This is a genomic window from Sphingosinithalassobacter sp. CS137 (assembly GCF_014334115.1).
Taxonomy (GTDB): domain Bacteria; phylum Pseudomonadota; class Alphaproteobacteria; order Sphingomonadales; family Sphingomonadaceae; genus Sphingomonas.
Map to the genome: position 1 here is coordinate 1,893,036 of NZ_CP060494.1, position 16,760 is coordinate 1,909,795.

A 16,760-nucleotide genomic window follows, 5' to 3' on the forward strand; every position below is an offset into this window, starting at 1 on the left:
ATAGGGAGCGTCATGCGCCGCCGCCAGTCCCTGCTCCCTACGATCTGGCTGATGACCGATGAGCGCATGGGGGAGCGACTGTGGGAGGCACTGGAGCGGTTGCCGCGCGGCAGCGGCGTGATCCTCCGCCATTACTCGCTGCCGATCGGGGAGCGCCGCGCCCTCTTCGCCAAGGTGGCACGAGTCGCCCGACGGCGGCGGCTGATATTACTGCGTGCGGGCGAGGGGCCGCTCGGGCCCGAGGAGCATGGCGTGCACGGCCGCACGGCTCGCCGAACGCGTCCGGGGCTGCGCACGATGCCTGTCCATTCGCGGACCGAGGCAATCACCGCGGTCCGCCGTGGTGCCGATGCGCTGTTCGTTTCTCCGGTCTTCGCGACTCGATCGCACCCTGGCGCCAGGGCCCTGGGGCCCGTGGGGCTCGGGCTGATGATCGCGGGACTCGACGTGCCGGTGATCGCACTCGGCGGCATGGACGCGCGTCGCGCGCGCGCGCTCCGCGTTCCGGGACTATATGGCTGGGCGGCAATCGACGCCTGGAGCGCCGCCGATCAGAAGCGGAAGGCTGTTCCGACGTAGACGGCCTGGCTGTCGCGGCGATCGTCGGTGAGCCGCGGCAACCGCTCGCGTTCGCTACGCTCGTAGCGGACTCCGGCAGTGACATCGAGGTTCCGAGTCAGCGAATAGGAGCCCATCACGTCGATCGTCTGGCGCTGGCTTTCCGAGCCGACCAGCTTCGGCGCCGGGCCTTCCACGGGGCGGCTGTTCGAAGCGCTCACTCGCGCGCCGGCGCGGTCGCCGCGATAGCTGACCCCCACTTCGGTGCGCTCGGTACCACCCGGCTGGCTGACCAGATCGACTCGAGTGACATCGGCCGAAACGGCAAACCGCTGCCAGCCCACCGAGGCGCCGAGATTATAAGCGATCGGCGCGAGGCTAAGCGATTCTGGCTGAGCGGCGGCGGCGCGACTACGCTCGGCCTCGCCGACCGTGCGATTGGTTCGCGCGCGAACTGCGACGGTGACTGCGCGGTTGGCGGGGCGGCGGGATGCGCTGGGCGTAAACCGGAAGCCGCGTTCGGCCATGCCGCTCTGCGCGAGCACGGCGGCAAGCTTGGGATCGGCCGCGGCGGGCGTGAAGCTGTCGATGCTCCGGATCATCGAACGGCTCGGCTCCATCGCAGCGACACCGCTCTCGCGCGCCTGAAGCGCAGGCGCAACGGCGACCCCGGCGGCAATCAATGCCCCCAGACCCAGCCCTGCCATCCAGCGCCCCGAAATCATCGTCATTCCTTCCCTGTTGATAAGTGCTACCACGAACCGGCCGCATCGTTCCACTGGCTATGCGAGAATCCTCATGACTGTTGCACAGGGTCCACAGCCCGCAGCGCTTGCGGCGCCCGTGCGACCATCTATAGAGGCTGTTCGAGCCAACTTCTGCCTTGGGATTTGCCGATGAACCGCCTGTTGAGCACTGCGATCCTGGCATCGCTCGCCTGCACCACCGCCGCATGCGGCGGCGGCGACCGGCCGCGCGCCGATCTCGCCGCGTCACAGGTGACGACGATCGGCGTGAACAGCTATCTGTGGCGCGCGAGCCTCGACACGCTGAGCTTCATGCCGCTGCTCCAGACCGATTCGAACGGCGGCGTCATCGTGACCGACTGGTACGTCAATCCGAACGTTCAGAACGAGCGCATGAAGGTGACCGTCACGATCCTCGACCAGGATCTGCGCGCCGACGCGCTGCGAGTCGCCGCACTGCGCCAGGTGAGCCAGAACGGCCAGTGGGTGGAGGCCCCGGTGCAGGCGGCAACGGTGCAGCGGCTGGAGGACATCATCCTCACGCGCGCTCGCGATTTGCGCCGCGCCGCACTCGTACAGGACTGATTTTTCAGGAGTTTCCATGGCGTCGCGTTTCAATCCGCTGAAGGCGGACGCGGCGTGGCAGAAAGTGTGGGAAGAACGCCGCACTTTCGCCGCGCGCGACGATTCGCCCAAGCCGAAATCCTATGTGCTCGAGATGTTTCCCTATCCGTCGGGGCGCATCCACATGGGCCATGTGCGCAACTATACCATGGGCGACGTGCTCGCGCGGTTCCGCCGGATGCGCGGCATGGAAGTGCTCCATCCGATGGGTTGGGACGCGTTCGGCATGCCGGCCGAGAATGCCGCGATGGAGAAGAAGGTCCATCCAGGCGCCTGGACGCGTGAGAATATCGCGACGATGCGTGCGCAGCTGAAGCGGTTGGGCTTCGCGCTCGACTGGAGCCGTGAGCTCGCCACGTGCGAACCCGATTATTACGGGCATGAGCAGGCGCTGTTCCTCGACTTCTACGAGGCGGGGCTCGTCTATCGCAAGGAAGCCTCGGTCAACTGGGATCCGGTCGACCAGACGGTGCTCGCCAACGAACAAGTGATCGACGGCCGCGGATGGCGCTCCGGCGCGCTGGTCGAACGGCGCAAGCTGAGCCAGTGGTTCCTGAGGATCACCGACTTCGCGGACGAGTTGCTCGAGGGATTGCAGGGCCTCGAGCATTGGCCGGACAAGGTCCGGCTGATGCAGGAGAACTGGATCGGCAAGTCCGAGGGGCTGCGCTTCCGCTTTGCCCTTTCCGATGACGGCGACGTCGAGGTGTTCACGACGCGGCCGGACACGATCTTTGGCGCGAGCTTCGTCGCAGTCGCGGCCGACCACCCGATCGCGCAGAAGCTAGGCGAGAGCGATCCTCAAGCCGCCGCCTTCATCGAACAGTGCAAGGCGGGTGGCACCAGCGCTGCCGAGATCGAGACTCAGGAGAAGCTGGGGCTCGATACGGGGCTGCGCGCCACGCATCCGTTTGATCCTGAACTGGAATTGCCGGTTTATATCGCGAATTTCGTGCTGATGGACTATGGCACGGGCGCGGTGTTCGGCGTGCCGGCGCACGATCAGCGCGACTTCGAATTCGCCTCCAAATACGGCCTGCCGATCCGGCGCGTCGTATCCGACGGCACGAAGCAGGCGCCGGAATTCGCGGAAGCCGAAGCCTATACCGGGCCGGGCACACTTGTGAATTCGCACTTCCTGGACGGCATGGACGTTGCCGACGCCAAGCGCGAGGTGATCCAACGCGCGGAAGACGAGGGCTGGGGAACCGGCACGACCGTCTGGCGGCTGCGCGACTGGGGCGTGAGCCGTCAACGCTATTGGGGCACGCCGATCCCGATCATCCATTGCACGCACTGCGGCCCGGTTCCGGTGCCGAAGGACCAGCTTCCGGTGGTGCTGCCCGAGGACGTTTCGTTCGAGATTCCCGGCAACCCCCTGGTGCGGCATCCGAGCTGGAAGCACGTCGACTGCCCCAACTGCGGTGGCAAGGCCGAGCGAGAGACCGACACGCTCGACACGTTCGTCGACTCGTCGTGGTATTTCATCCGCTTCGCCAGCAGCCCCGAAGATCGCCCGTTCGATCCGGCAGTGGCGAACGCCTGGTTGCCGGTAGGCCAATATATCGGCGGGGTCGAGCATGCGATCCTGCATCTGCTCTATGCGCGCTTCTTCACTCGGGCACTCAGCCGCATCGGCAAGCTCGACGTTGCGGAGCCGTTCGCGGGCCTCTTCACCCAGGGCATGGTGACGCACGAGACCTATTTCCGCGGCGAAGGAGGGGAGCGCCAGTGGTACAATCCTGAGGAACTCGACATCTCCGCCGACGGCGCCGTGCTGAAGACGGATCGGCAGCCGGTCTCGATCGGCCGCGTCGAAAAGATGTCGAAATCGAAGAAGAACACTGTCGATCCGACCGAGATCGTCGATCAGTACGGCGCAGACGCCGTTCGCTGGTTCATGCTTTCGGACAGTCCGCCCGAACGCGACCTGGAATGGAGCGAAAACGGAATCGAAGGTGCCTGGCGCTTCGTGAACCGGATGTGGCGGCTTTTCGACGGCCTGTCCGAAGCGGCGGGCGAGGACATCGAGCTTGACCGCAAGCTCCACCGCACGATCGCCGGCGTTGCCGAGGATATCGAGGCGCTCTCGTTCAACAAGGCCGTGGCCAAGCTGTACGAGTTGGTGAACGCGATCGAGAAGGCTTCGCCATCGGCTTCGCGCACGGCGGCCGTGCGCGCGCTGGTGCGGATCGCCGCGCCGATGGTTCCGCATATCGCCGAAGAGGCCTGGGCAGCGATGGGAGAGGACGGGCTGATCGCCGACGCCGCATGGCCCGAGGTCGACCCTTCGCTGCTCGTCGACACCCAGGTGACGATCGCCGTGCAAGTGAATGGCAAGCTGCGCGATACCTTGCTATTGCCCAAGGGCATGGCGCGTGCCGACATCGAAGCGGCAGCGCTCGAATCGGACAAGATCGTGCGGACGCTCGAAGGAAAGGCGCCGAAGAAAGTGATCGTCGTGCCCGACCGGCTCGTGAACATCGTCGCATGAGGGCGTTGGCGGCCCTGATGGCGCTGGCGGCGCTTTCGGGCTGCGGCCTGCGGCCGCTCTATGGCGGCGGCGCATCGGGGCCGGTGCGATCCACACTCGCGGCAGTGTCGGTCGCTCCGATACCGGGTCGTTCGGGATGGCTGGTGGCGCATGCGCTGCGCGATCGGCTCGACGTCGGCAATGACGCTCCGGCGCGCTACCGGCTCGACGTGCGGCTCGACGATCAGATCACCGGTCTTGGCGTGCGGCGCGACGATAGCGTTGCACGCGAGCGTCGCTCGCTGCGTGCCCGCTACCAGTTGATCGACCTGAGCACCGGCGCCGTCGTGCTCGATTCGACCGCGGGTTCGGACGCTGGCATCGATGTGGTCGGTTCCGAATATGCGACGATCGCCGCCGAGCGCAGTGCCCTCGAGCGGCTGTCGAACATCGTCGCCGACCAGATCGTGGCTCGGCTCGCGCGCTACGCCCAGAATGAGGCGCAGTGAAAGTCAACGTCGCGCAGATGCGTGCGCGCATCGCCGCGCCAACCCCCGACATCCGCCTGTATCTGCTGCACGGTCCCGATGAGGCCGGCGCGCAGGCGCTGGGGCAGCAGCTTGCCCAGGCGCTAGGGCCCGAGGTCGAGAAAATTGACGTCGAATCCAAAGCGTTGCGCGATTCCCCCGGGACTCTCGCGGACGAAGCCGCGTCGCTTTCGCTATTCGGCGAGAGGCGGCTGATCCGGGTCCGTGGCGCTGACGACGCTACTGTAGAAGCGGTCACGCTGCTGCTGGACGCCGAGCAGGCCATCAATCCGGTGGTCGCCTTCGGACCCGGACTGAGGACCAGCAGCAAGCTGGTGAAGCTGGCAATCGCCGCGCCGGCCGCATTGGCACTGGCCTGCTATCCGCCCGAAGGACAGGATGCCGTTCGGCTGGCATCGGCACTGGCGCAGGAGCAGGGGCTCCGCCTGACCGGCGACGTGCCGCAGCGGCTCGCAAGCGCCGCGGGCGGGGACAGGGCCGTGCTTGCGCGCGAGATCGAGAAGCTTGCGCTGTTTCTCGATGCAGCGCCCGATCGGAAGCGGGATGCGGATTCGACAACACTGGAAGCGATCGGCGCGGACCTGGACGAATCGGAGCTGTTCGAAGTGATCGAAGCGGCGATCGACGGGCGCGTCGCAACGATCGGCACCGCACTCAGGCGACTGCGCGAGGCGGGCGGCTCAGGTATCCCGCTGCTCCGCCAGCTGGCGCGGCGGCTGATGACACTTGCCGAGCTGCGTGCGCAGGCGGATTCGGGAGTACCAGTCGATCAGCTCGTCGAGCGGATCTTTTTCCGCGAACGTGCCGACACTGCGCGGGCGCTCAAGCGCTGGAACGCGCCCCAACTGGCACGGGCGATAGAGCGGGTCCGCTCCGCCGAGCGCGCGCTGATGCAGACGGCAAATGCAGGCGATGTGATCGCCGAGGCGGAATGCGCCGCGCTGACGCGCGCGGCCGCGCGCATGCGGGGCTAGATTCGGTCTCCGCTCAGCCGCTGGCACACCATGTCGAGCTGGTCGAGCGTCGAATAGCCGAGGGTGAGGGTGCCGCCCTTGGCACCATGGGCGATCCGCACGTTGAGCCCGAGTGCATCGCTCAAATGCCGCTCGAGCGCAGCGATATCGGCATCATTGCCCGGGCCCGCTTCGCTCCGGCTCGCGCCGCGCGGTGAATCGCCGCGCGGCTTCGATTCCCGCGCAAGCCGTTCGGTTTCGCGAACCGAGAGCCCTTTTTCGATTACTCGATGCGCAAGCGATTCGGCGTCAGGCGCACCGATGAGGGCCCGTGCATGGCCCATCTGAAGCCCCCCCTCGACGACCAGACCCTGCACGCCCGGCGGAAGATCGAGCAATCGCATGAGATTGGCGACATGGCTGCGGGACTTATGGACCAGCCGCGCAAGCGCATCCTGGGTGTGGCCGAATTCATCGATCAGCTTGCGATAGGCGTCGGCCTCTTCGATCGCATTGAGATCCTGGCGCTGAATATTCTCGACCAGCGCTATCTCGAGCGTCTCGGCCTCGCTGAGCTCGCGGACGACGACGGGAACCTCGTGGAGCCGCGCCTTCTGTGCGGCGCGCCAACGACGCTCGCCGGCAACGATCTGATATCCCTTGCCGTGCGGCCTGGCGACGATCGGCTGAATCAGGCCGCGCGCCGCGATTGACTGGGCAAGATCGTCGAGCGCGGCTTCGTCGAACCGACGGCGCGGCTGCCCCGGGTGAGGGGCGAGTGCGCTCACCGGCAGCATCCGAATGCCCGTTCCACCGGCCGGCGCTCCCTCTGCGGGCGCTTCCCGTTCGGTATCGCCGAGCAACGCGCTGAGACCACGGCCAAGGCCGGGGCGCGGCTTGCGGGTGGGGGCAGGGGGAGAGGCGCTGGTTTCTTCGGTCATGCGGCCTTCTGGAGCTTGGGCAGGCGATCGATCACTTCGCGTGCGAGAGCGATATAGGCCTCGGAGCCGGCGCAGCGGTGATCGTAGATCAATGCGGGCACACCATGGCTCGGCGCTTCGGAAAGGCGAACGTTGCGCGGGATCACCGTGTCGAAGACGACGCGGCCCAGCACAGCACGCACGTCATCCGAAACCTGATCGGTCAGCCGATTACGCCGATCATACATGGTCAGCGCTACGCCGAGGATCGAAAGCCCCGGATTGAAGCGGCTGCGGATCCGCTCGACAGTCGTGAGCAGCTGGCTCAGTCCCTCAAGCGCGAAAAACTCGCACTGTAGCGGCACAAGCAACGCATGCGCCGCGACCATTGCGTTGATGGTCAGCAGCCCCAGCGATGGCGGACAATCGATCAGCACCACGTCCCAGCGTTCGCTGGTATCGCGGCGCAGCGCGGATTCAAGGCGGTGCGTCCGCGCCTCGAACTCGATTAGCTCGATCTCGGCGCCCGACAGGTCTTGCGTGGCGGGAACGATATCAAGGCCCGGCACCCGCGTCGCGACCGCCACTTCCTCGGGCGCGGCCTCGCCGACGAGCAGATCATAGGTCGAGCGCTCACGCTCGCCACGCCCTATGCCAAGGCCCGTCGATGCATTGCCCTGCGGATCGAGATCGAGCAGCAGGACGCGCTTGCCGGTGGCGGCCAGCGCCGTGCCGACGTTGATCGCCGTCGTCGTCTTGCCGACGCCGCCCTTTTGATTGGCAATGGCGATGCAGATCATCTCGGGCGTACCTCCCGCGCGACCACGATCAGGGACTCGGACTGCGTGATACTCGGTTCCACGTGGAACGAACCTTGCCACGCGCGCCGCGCCGCTTCCACCTCTGATTGCGCATTCCGGCCTTTCGGCAGAAGCCAGAGCGTCGAACGCGTGCTGCAATTGCGCGCTGCGGCGAGCAGCGCAGGGAGCGCCATCACCGCGCGTGCGGTGATAACCGCAGCCGCGAGCGGCACGACGCTCTCGACTCGCATGGCGTGAACTTCGACGCGGTCGCCGATACCGAGCGCGTCTGCGGCCGTGCGGAGAAACTCGGCGCGCTTCGCCCGCGGCTCGATGAGATGCACCGGGCGCTCCGTGAGCAGCGCGACTACCAGCCCCGGCAGGCCCGCACCTGACCCGATGTCGAGCCAGACTCCGTCACCGGCAGGCTCCGCCAGCGGGACGAGCTGCGCCGAATCGACCAGGTGCCGAACCCAGATCGACTCGAGCGTCGAGGCTGCAATCAGGTTCTGGCGGCCCGATTCTGCGATCAGCAATTCGGCGTATTCGGCGAGCCGGGTTTCACGTGGAACACCAAAGGTGCTGCGGACCCACTCGCGTGCCTCCTCCTCGGTCATGCCGCCCTGCGCTTCCGAGCGTGCAGCAGGATCGCGGAAAGCGCGGCAGGGGTGATCCCGCGAATTCGCGAGGCGGCGCCGAGCGTCTCCGGGCGCGCCGCCGAGAGCCGCTCCACCATCTCTGCCGAGAGCCCGGGCACGGCGGCGAAATCCAGCCCAGCCGGCAAGCGGATCGCATCATTCGCGCGTAGCTCCGATACCTCCGCCTCCTGCCGATCGAGATACGGGGCATAGCGCGCATCTTCTTCGGCCTCGGTCAGGACGTCGCCGCGGCAGTTCGCCAGGACCTCCGCTGGCAACAGCTGGGCAGCAGTGACCCCGGGGAAGCGAAGCCACTCGCGGATCGTCCGGCGGGCGCCATCGGCCGCGACCGGTGCACCTCTGGCACGCACAGCACTCGACGTCGTCTCGACGTCGAACGCGGAATCGATCCTGCTCCGCTCCGATTCGCGCTGCGCGAGACGCTCCAGCCGATCGGCACCAAGGCAGCCGAGTGCCCGCGCCACCGGTCCGAGCCGAGTCTCGGCATTGTCGGCGCGCAACCGCAGGCGGTATTCGGCACGCGCGGTGAGCATGCGATACGGCTCCGTCACCCCCTGAAGCACGAGATCGTCGATCATCACCGCAAGATAGCTTGTCGCGCGGTCGAGCTCGAGCGGCGCGATGCCCAGCGCATGGGCGGCGGCGTTCAGACCGGCGACCAGTCCCTGGCCTGCCGCTTCCTCATAGCCTGTGGTGCCGTTGATCTGCCCCGCACAGAACAGCCCGGAGATCGCGCCGAGCGCCAGACGAGAGTCGAGCGCGCGCGGATCGATATGATCATACTCCACTGCATAGCCCGGGACGGTGATCGTCGCGCGCTCCAGCCCGGGAATGCTCGCGACCATCGCCTGCTGCACTTCGACCGGGAGCGACGTGGAGAGCCCGTTGGGATAGACGAAGCTGGTCGCCAGCCCTTCGGGCTCGAGAAAGATCTGATGCCCGTCGCGATCGCCAAAGCGGTGGATCTTGTCCTCGATCGAGGGACAGTAGCGCGGCCCCTGCGCCTCGATTGCCCCGGAGAAGAGCGGCGACCGGTGCAGCCCTGCGCGGATCGCGGCATGGGTCGCGGGAACGGTACGCGTGATGCCGCAGTGGAGCTGCGGGAGCGACCGGACACGGGTGAGCGGCGACATGGTCCAGGGATCCGCATCGGACGGCTGTTCGGCCAAACGACTCCAATCGATCGTGCGCCCGTCGAGGCGGGGCGGGGTCCCGGTCTTGAGCCGAGCCATGGGAAGCGCGAGCGCACGCAACTGCGCGGCGATGCGGCTTGCCGCCGCCTCACCGATCCGGCCGCCATCAAGGCGCTCCTCGCCGCGGAAGATGCGGCCGCCGAGGAAGGTGCCGGTAGCGAGCACGACGGCGGGGGCAGCAAGCAGCGTCCCATCCGCCAAGCGGACGCCCGTCACGCGATCGGACGCGATCTCGAGTGCAGCGGCTTCGCCTTCGACCAGCGTAAGCAGCGGCTGTGCCTTCAGCATCGCCTGAATCGCGGCGGCATAGCGAACGCGGTCCGCCTGAACCCGCGGCCCCTGAACCGCCGTGCCCTTGCTGCGGTTGAGCATCCGATAATGGATCGCCGCGGCGTCGGCGGCGCGTGCGATCAGACCATCGAAGGCATCAACTTCACGGACGAGATGCCCCTTGCCCAATCCGCCGATCGCCGGATTGCACGACATCGCGCCGACCTTGGCGAGATCGAAGCTCAGCAGTGCGGTGCGGGCGCCGCGCCGGGCCGACGCTGCCGCGGCCTCGGTGCCGGCGTGACCGCCGCCGATAACGATTACATCGAACGCGTGCATGCCGCTGCGCTAATCGCTCCGACAGGCGGCGTCAAAGCGGTTCCACGTGGAACATCTATTTGCCGATGCAGAATCGCGCGAACAGCGAATCGAGCATCGCCTCGGTGCTGGCCCTGCCGGTGACGGCATCGAAAGCGCGAAGCCCCGCCCGCAAATGTTCGGCCACGATCAACTCGTCCCCTTCGCGGGATGCGGCCCGCAACGCCCCAGCCGCCTCACCGAGCAGCGCACGCTGCCGTGCATTCAACGCGACATGATCGAGCGGGGGAAGCAGCGATCCCGCACGCGTACCCACCAGTGCCCAAAGCGCTTCCACCGAATCGACGTCGAACGAGGAGACCGAAATATCCTTTGCGGCCGCGTCCGCCTGCCGCTCGGCGAGATCCGCGCGTGCGTGTACCCAGATCACCTGTGGATGCGGTGGCGGGCTGTCCTCTCCGAGCCACAGCAGCATGTCGGCCGTCTCGATCGCCGTCCTCGCGCGGGCTATGCCGATCGCTTCGATCGCATCGTCGGTGGCGTCCGCAAGGCCGGCGGTATCCGTGAGCACATAAGCGGTGCCGTCGCGCACGACCGGGATCTCGATCCGGTCCCGCGTCGTTCCCGCCTGCGGCGAGACGATCGCCGCTTCGCGACCGGCGAGCGCATTCAACAATGTCGACTTGCCGGCATTCGGCGGTCCGGCGAGCACGATGTGCAGCCCGTCGCGCAATCGCTCGACCGGAGGGCGTGCAACCGCCGCCTCGATCTCTGAGGCGAGTCGGGCGGCGCGCGCGGGCAGCGTCGAAGCCGAGCCTGTGCTGTCGGCAACATCGCCCTCGTCGCTGTGGTCGAGCGCCGCTTCGATTTCAGCCGACAAGCCAAGCAGCGCCATGCGCCACCGCTCCACCTCGCGGCGAACGCCGCCTTCGGCCGCGCGCAGCGCGACCCGCCGCTGCGACTCGGTTTCCGCCATGAGCAGATCGCCGAGCCCTTCGGCCTCGCTGAGATCTATGCGGCCGTTGGCAAGCGCCCGCCGCGTGAATTCGCCCGGCTCGGCGGCACGGAGCCCCGGCATTCGACCAAGAACAGCCTCGGTCGCACGAACCACGGCGCGGCCACCGTGCAGGTGCAGTTCGACCAGATCTTCCCCTGTCGCCGAATGGGGCGCGCGAAAGACGAGCAGCAAGGCGCGATCGAGCAGCGTGCCGTCGGCGGGATCGCGCAGCGCGCGCAGCGACGCACGCCGGGGCTCGGGAAGCGCTCCGACGAGCGACTCGACCGCTCCGAACGCATCGGCGCCGCTCAGTCGAAGAACGGCGATCGCGGCGGGCGGCGCTCCGCTGGAGACAGCAAAGATCGTCTCCATCGCCTTCAGCCCGGCTTGCCCCCGCTTTCGAACATCCGGCGCCAGAAGCTCATGCCAGCCTCGCCCATCGGCGCCCAATTGCGCATAAGTGTTTCGATTACCTCGGGATTCTGCGTCCCATCCATCGCCTCGAGCAGCATGCCGACATATCTGTCGTGTACCGCCGTGAAGTCCGGCAATCCCATTGCGCGGCGCGCCTCCTCGGGCGTGCACTCGATCTCTACATTGATCTTCAAGGCTCATCTCCGCTTGAGCGCGCCCGCGCGCGGCTGCTAGCAGCCGGTCTAGGCGGGGCTGCGGCGCAACGGCAAGGGAAGGATTCATGAGCAAGACCATCACCATTGAGGCATCGGACGGCAGCGGGCGCTTCGACGCCTATTGCGCCGAGCCCGAAGGCACGCCGAGAGCGGCGATCGTCGTGATCCAGGAGATCTTCGGCGTGAACGCCGGCATTCGTCGCAAGTGCGACAAATGGGCCGAAGCCGGCTATCTCGCGCTTGCGCCCGATCTGTTCTGGCGGCTCGAGCCGGGGATCGAACTCGATCCGGACGTCGAGCCCGAGTTTCAGCGCGCGCTCGAGCTGATGGGCAAATTCAATCAGGATGCGGGGGTGCGCGACATCGAAGCCGCGATTCGCAAGGCGCGCGCGCTTGTCGACGGAGCGAAGGTGGGTGCGGTCGGCTATTGCCTGGGCGGACGGCTCGCCTTCATGACCGCGGCGCGCACCGATGTGGACGCTAGCGTCGGCTATTACGGCGTCGGGATCGACGGGCTGCTCGGCGAGAAACAGGCGATCGCCAACCCGCTGCTGCTGCACATCCCCGAGGAAGATCACTTCGTCGACAAGCCGACTCAGGCCAAGATGCACGAAGGACTGGACGAGCATCCGAAGGTCACGCTGTACGACTATCCGGGCGAGGACCACGGCTTCGCGACCGAACACGGCAAGCGGCGATCCGAAGAATCGGCGCAGCTGGCGGACAAGCGGACTGCGGAGTTCTTTGCCGAACATCTCGGCTGACTTCGCCGATCAAATCGGAAAACAAAAGGGCGCCTCTCGGGGCGCCCTTTTTTATCCTACTGAAAGAACGAGATTAATCCGATTGTGTGCGCATCGCCGACCCAACCTTCATAGATCATCTTGAAGGCGACGAACACGATCACGGCGAGGCCGAAATAGGCGATCCAGCGATAGCGATCGATCAGCTTGGCGATGAAGTTGGCAGCGAGCCCCATCAGCGCGACCGACAGCAGCAGCCCGACCACGAGGATGCCGGGGTGCTCGCGCGCCGCGCCGGCAACCGCAAGAACATTGTCGAGGCTCATCGACACATCGGCCACGGCGACCGCCCAGGCGGCGCTGGCGAAGCTGCGTGCCGGCTTGAGACCCGAATGCTCGTCGCCTGCGACTTCGTCCGATCCGACGTTGGACGTGTCGTGGCGGATCTCGCGCCAGAACTTCCAGCTCACCCAGAGCAGGAGCAGTCCGCCGGCGAAGATCAGCCCGACGATGCCCATCAGCCAGGTGACGACGAGCGCGAAGGCGATGCGGAGCACCAGCGCCGCACCGATGCCGATCAGAATGACCTTCTTGCGCTGCTCGGCCGGCAGGCCCGCCGCGAGCGCACCGACGACGATCGCATTGTCGCCGGCGAGCACCAGGTCGATCATCAACACCTGGCCGAAAGCGGCCAGCGCCGCCGGATCGCTCAAGTTCGAAAAGTCGTGAACGATATTCGCCCACATGTCGCCGATCGAGCCAGGCCCGGCCGCGGCAACGCCATAGGTGGCGATCGATAGCAGATCCAGCATGCGACTCGGCCCCGCTTACTGGTTCATCGAGTCGAAGAAGTCTTCGTTGGTCTTGGAATCCTTCATCTTGTCGAGCAGGAATTCCATCGCGTCGACGGTGCCCATCTGCATCAGAATGCGACGCAGCACCCACATCTTGGAAAGCGTACCCTTGTCGACCAGCAGCTCTTCCTTGCGGGTGCCCGACTTGCCGACGTCGAGCGCCGGGAAGATGCGCTTGTCCGCCACCTTGCGATCGAGCACGATCTCGGAGTTTCCGGTTCCCTTGAACTCTTCGAAGATCACTTCGTCCATGCGGCTGCCGGTGTCGATCAGCGCAGTGGCGATGATCGAGAGCGAGCCGCCTTCCTCGATGTTACGGGCAGCACCGAAGAAGCGCTTGGGACGCTGCAGCGCGTTGGCATCGACACCGCCGGTCAGCACCTTGCCCGAACTCGGCACGACAGTGTTGTAGGCGCGGCCCAGGCGCGTGATCGAATCGAGCAGGATGACCACGTCCTTCTTGTGCTCGACCAGGCGCTTGGCCTTTTCGATCACCATTTCAGAGACTTGCACGTGGCGCTGCGCGGGCTCGTCGAAGGTCGAGGAAATAACCTCGCCCTTCACCGAGCGCTGCATGTCGGTGACTTCCTCGGGCCGCTCGTCGATGAGCAGCACGATCAGGAAGACTTCGGGATGATTGTCGGTGATCGCCTTGGCGATGTTCTGGAGCAGCACCGTCTTGCCGACGCGCGGCGGCGCGACGATCAGCGCGCGCTGGCCCTTGCCCTGCGGCGCGACGATGTCGATCACGCGCGCCGACTTGTCCTTGATCGTCGGATCATGGGGATCGAGCGTGAGCTTGGATTCGGGATAGAGCGGCGTCAGATTGTCGAAATTGACGCGATGGCGGACTGCCTCGGGATTGTCGAAATTGACCGACACGAGCCGCGTCAGCGCGAAATAGCGTTCGCCGTCCTTCGGACCGCGGATCTCGCCTTCCACCGTATCGCCCGTGCGCAGGCCGAACTTCCGGACCTGATTGGGCGAGACATAGATGTCATCGGGGCCGGCGAGATAATTCGCTTCGGGCGAGCGCAGGAAGCCGAAGCCGTCGGGCAGCACTTCGATCGTGCCTTCGCCCATGATCTGATCGCCCTGCTCGGCCTGCGCCTTGAGGATCGCGAACAGCAGGTCCTGCTTGCGCAGCGTCGACGCACCTTCGACGCCGAGCGCCTCCGCCATTTCGACCAGTTCGGCCGGTGCTTTCTTCTTGAGGTCCTTGAGGTGCATGCAGAGTCCGGAAGCTACGCTTTGCGGGGAGGGCGTCGGTCGGCGAGGTGCTGGAAGCGCTCGAGACGATGCTGGAGGAGTGTGCCGCCGCCGAAAAGCGCACGACGCCAATGCAAGTAAGTCCCGCCCCGGCCCAAGTCAAGCTGGGTTCAGAACCCCTGTTCCGTAAGCCTGTTACCGATCGCGGTCAGCGCAATGCCCTTGTCGCGAATCTGCACTCCACAACGCTCCAGATCGTCCTCGATCTGCTCGGCCCACGCCGATTCGCTGAACCTGCGCACCAGCCCGGCCTCGACATCGAAATCGGGGCTGCGCCCTTCGATACGGCCGAGGAAGTACATGATGCCCACCGTCATGCCGCTCTTCCCCTCGTCGGAAACGGTTTCGCTCGCTGCCGCCATCGCGGCGACGCAGCGAAGATCCTGTTCATTGGCAGCGGCGGTCGCGTCTTGGCCAAGCAGGGCGAGCAGCGTCATAACCAGCATGCAATCACTCTGTCAGAAGGGTTTCACCACCGCCAGGATGACGATCAGCACCACCGCCAGCGCGGGCAGTTCGTTGAGCATCCGCAGCGTGCGGTCCTGAAGATGACCGGCGCCGCGCGCGAGCTTCTTCGAATAGCCGACCGCCCAGCCATGGAAGCCAGTGAGCAGCACGACCAGCAGCAGCTTGGCATGTAGCCAGCCGAGCCCGTCCGCGCCTTCGAACAGGCCCCAGTGAACCGCTAGGACGATGCCGATTGCCCAGACCGCGATCAGCGACGGGGTGAGGATTACTGCGCGGAGCTTGGCTTCGCGCTGGGCCCAGGCGGCCGCTTCCTCCGGCTGCGCCAACGCCGCCTGGTGATGCACCAGATAGCGGGGAAAGAGGAACAGCCCCGCCATCCAGAAGATCACGAAGATGATGTGGGCGGCTTTCACCCACAGATAGGCGCCGCCCAAAAACCCCGTCATCGCCGCTCTCCCCGTACCAGTTCCAGCACCTGCTCGACATATGCGATCGGCGTATCCTGCTGAATGCCGTGCCCAAGATTGAAGATATGCGGCCGCGAGGAAAAGGCGGCAAGGATGCGCTCGGCCGCCGTGCGCAGCGCGGAGCCGCCCGTCACCAACGCAAGCGGATCGAGATTCCCCTGCACCGGCAGCCCCGGCGGCAAGGCGGTGTCCGCCCATTGCGGATCGACGCTCTCATCGAGGCCGATCGCATCGACTCCCGTCTCGCGCGCATAGGCGGCCAGCTTGCCGCCGGCCCCCTTCGGAAAACCGATCACCGGCACGTTCGGCGCGCGATCGCGAAGCGCAGTGACGATCCGCGACGTCGGCGCGATTACCCATTGTTCGAACTGGGCGGGCGAAAGGCTGCCGGACCAGCTGTCGAACAACTGGACCGCTTCGACGCCGGCGGAAATCTGCCCGAGAAGATACTCGATCGTAGTCTCGACAATCCTGTCGATCAGCGCCGCGACAAGTCCGGAATCGCCATAGGCGAGACGCCGCGCCTCCGCCTGCTCGCGGCTTCCCTGGCCTGCGATCATATAGGTCGCGACGGTCCAGGGGCTTCCTGCAAACCCAAGGAACGTCACTTCCGGTGGCAGCTCTGCCGCGACGCGGCGAACCGTCTCATAGATCGGATCGAGCGCCCGCGCGTCGGCGGTGAACCCGTCGAGAACCGATCGTGCCGTAATTGGCGGTGCGAGGCGCGGACCTTCGCCTGCTTCGAACCAGAGTCGCTGGCCGAGCGCCATCGGCACGATCAGGATATCGGAGAACAGGATCGCGCCGTCGAACCCGAACCGACGGATCGGCTGCAGAGTCACTTCTGCCGCAGCCGTGCTGTCGTTCACCAGCTCCAGGAAGCCGCCCTTCTCGGAACGCAAGGCGCGATACTCGGGCAGATACCGCCCGGCCTGACGCATCAGCCAGACGGGAGGCACCGGCTGGCGGGTGCCGCGAAGCGTCGCGAGCAAGGGCTTGGCAGTGTCGGTCTCAGTCAGAGCTCGGTCTTCCTTCATTAAAAGAGAAAGAGAATCTTAGAGATTGTTGAAGGTAGTTGGGGCGTGGAAGCTGTGGCTTATGCGCTTGCCCGCACACTGCCAACAGCTTGACTCTATGCGCGGCATGCGGCGCTCCGGATTCGACGGCCTGATCCCCGGTTTCCACAGCCTGTGGAGGAACGGACCCGGTTGCGTATGAGTCTGTGGATGACGCGCGGCGGAATCGTCGCATTCGGTACGCTTGGTTCATCC

18 protein-coding genes are annotated in these 16,760 nt (G+C 66.1%); 6 read left to right on the forward strand and 12 right to left on the reverse strand.

All coding sequences use genetic code 11. The annotated features are described in order from the left end of the window. The first annotated feature begins 12 nt into the window (after window positions 1-12). Entirely contained in the window at window positions 13-579 is a 567-nt protein-coding gene (locus H7V21_RS09325; RefSeq protein WP_262503800.1) for a thiamine phosphate synthase, read from the forward strand. Here H7V21_RS09325 and H7V21_RS09330 read toward each other — a convergent pair. Next, window positions 552-1,289: a porin gene (locus H7V21_RS09330; RefSeq protein ID WP_262503801.1), complete on the reverse strand. Its 738-nt coding sequence runs from the start codon at window positions 1,287-1,289 to the stop codon at window positions 552-554. The two genes, H7V21_RS09325 and H7V21_RS09330, sit on opposite strands and share 28 nt — an antisense overlap. A 165-nt stretch (window positions 1,290-1,454) precedes the next feature. Between H7V21_RS09330 and H7V21_RS09335 the strand changes: the two genes are divergently transcribed. Genes H7V21_RS09335 through holA form a run of 4 tightly spaced genes read left to right on the forward strand, consistent with a single transcriptional unit; the run spans window position 1,455 to window position 5,923 of the window. Beyond that, complete coding sequence (locus tag H7V21_RS09335; RefSeq protein ID WP_188053303.1) at window positions 1,455-1,889, forward strand: DUF3576 domain-containing protein; 435 nt, start codon at window positions 1,455-1,457, stop codon at window positions 1,887-1,889. Between the two features lie 16 nt (window positions 1,890-1,905). Beyond that, window positions 1,906-4,422, forward strand: a complete 2,517-nt coding sequence (gene leuS, locus H7V21_RS09340) for a leucine--tRNA ligase (protein ID WP_188053305.1) — start codon at window positions 1,906-1,908, stop codon at window positions 4,420-4,422. After that, the gene (gene lptE / locus H7V21_RS09345) at window positions 4,419-4,910 is read left to right on the forward strand and encodes an LPS assembly lipoprotein LptE (protein WP_188053307.1); all 492 of its coding nucleotides are present in this window, start codon (window positions 4,419-4,421) and stop codon (window positions 4,908-4,910) included. The genes leuS and lptE overlap by 4 nt, the downstream gene beginning before the upstream one ends. Next, the gene (gene holA, locus H7V21_RS09350; RefSeq protein ID WP_188053309.1) at window positions 4,907-5,923 is read left to right on the forward strand and encodes a DNA polymerase III subunit delta; all 1,017 of its coding nucleotides are present in this window, start codon (window positions 4,907-4,909) and stop codon (window positions 5,921-5,923) included. The genes lptE and holA overlap by 4 nt, the downstream gene beginning before the upstream one ends. On the opposite strand, the gene H7V21_RS09355 is transcribed toward holA, so the two are convergent. The 6 genes from H7V21_RS09355 to H7V21_RS09380 are packed head-to-tail and all read right to left on the reverse strand — an operon-like array spanning window position 5,920 to window position 11,667. Next, a complete protein-coding gene (locus H7V21_RS09355) occupies window positions 5,920-6,843 on the reverse strand; it encodes a ParB/RepB/Spo0J family partition protein (RefSeq protein ID WP_188053311.1) in 924 nt (307 codons plus the stop codon). The two genes, holA and H7V21_RS09355, sit on opposite strands and share 4 nt — an antisense overlap. After that, on the reverse strand, window positions 6,840-7,622 hold the full coding sequence (locus H7V21_RS09360) for a ParA family protein (protein ID WP_188053313.1): 783 nt from the start codon (window positions 7,620-7,622) through the stop codon (window positions 6,840-6,842). The genes H7V21_RS09355 and H7V21_RS09360 overlap by 4 nt, the downstream gene beginning before the upstream one ends. Further along, on the reverse strand, window positions 7,619-8,239 hold the full coding sequence (rsmG, locus tag H7V21_RS09365; protein ID WP_188053315.1) for a 16S rRNA (guanine(527)-N(7))-methyltransferase RsmG: 621 nt from the start codon (window positions 8,237-8,239) through the stop codon (window positions 7,619-7,621). Before rsmG ends, H7V21_RS09360 begins: the two co-directional genes overlap by 4 nt. Continuing rightward, complete coding sequence (gene mnmG / locus H7V21_RS09370; RefSeq protein WP_188053317.1) at window positions 8,236-10,083, reverse strand: tRNA uridine-5-carboxymethylaminomethyl(34) synthesis enzyme MnmG; 1,848 nt, start codon at window positions 10,081-10,083, stop codon at window positions 8,236-8,238. Before mnmG ends, rsmG begins: the two co-directional genes overlap by 4 nt. A gap of 55 nt (window positions 10,084-10,138) precedes the next feature. After that, window positions 10,139-11,431, reverse strand: a complete 1,293-nt coding sequence (gene mnmE, locus H7V21_RS09375; protein WP_188053319.1) for a tRNA uridine-5-carboxymethylaminomethyl(34) synthesis GTPase MnmE — start codon at window positions 11,429-11,431, stop codon at window positions 10,139-10,141. 5 nt (window positions 11,432-11,436) lie between these two features. Then, window positions 11,437-11,667, reverse strand: coding sequence for a DUF6489 family protein (locus H7V21_RS09380; protein ID WP_188053321.1), 231 nt, complete (start codon window positions 11,665-11,667; stop codon window positions 11,437-11,439). Between the two features lie 86 nt (window positions 11,668-11,753). On the opposite strand from H7V21_RS09380, the gene H7V21_RS09385 reads away from it, so the two are divergent. Next, window positions 11,754-12,452: a dienelactone hydrolase family protein gene (locus H7V21_RS09385; protein WP_188053323.1), complete on the forward strand. Its 699-nt coding sequence runs from the start codon at window positions 11,754-11,756 to the stop codon at window positions 12,450-12,452. A 56-nt stretch (window positions 12,453-12,508) separates the two neighbouring features. Here H7V21_RS09385 and H7V21_RS09390 read toward each other — a convergent pair whose 3' ends face one another. The 5 genes from H7V21_RS09390 to hemE form a co-directional block, all read right to left on the reverse strand. Continuing rightward, window positions 12,509-13,243 carry a TerC family protein gene (locus H7V21_RS09390; protein ID WP_188053325.1) on the reverse strand — a complete coding sequence of 245 codons (735 nt, stop codon included), beginning with the start codon at window positions 13,241-13,243 and terminating at the stop codon, window positions 12,509-12,511. A gap of 15 nt (window positions 13,244-13,258) precedes the next feature. Continuing rightward, complete coding sequence (gene rho, locus H7V21_RS09395; RefSeq protein WP_188053327.1) at window positions 13,259-14,515, reverse strand: transcription termination factor Rho; 1,257 nt, start codon at window positions 14,513-14,515, stop codon at window positions 13,259-13,261. A gap of 149 nt (window positions 14,516-14,664) precedes the next feature. Continuing rightward, on the reverse strand, window positions 14,665-15,000 hold the full coding sequence (locus H7V21_RS09400) for a hypothetical protein (protein WP_188053329.1): 336 nt from the start codon (window positions 14,998-15,000) through the stop codon (window positions 14,665-14,667). Window positions 15,001-15,012: 12 nt separating this feature from the next. Then, on the reverse strand, window positions 15,013-15,468 hold the full coding sequence (locus tag H7V21_RS09405; RefSeq protein WP_188053331.1) for a CopD family protein: 456 nt from the start codon (window positions 15,466-15,468) through the stop codon (window positions 15,013-15,015). Beyond that, on the reverse strand, window positions 15,465-16,526 hold the full coding sequence (gene hemE, locus H7V21_RS09410; protein ID WP_188053333.1) for a uroporphyrinogen decarboxylase: 1,062 nt from the start codon (window positions 16,524-16,526) through the stop codon (window positions 15,465-15,467). Before hemE ends, H7V21_RS09405 begins: the two co-directional genes overlap by 4 nt. Window positions 16,527-16,760: the final 234 nt, after the last annotated feature.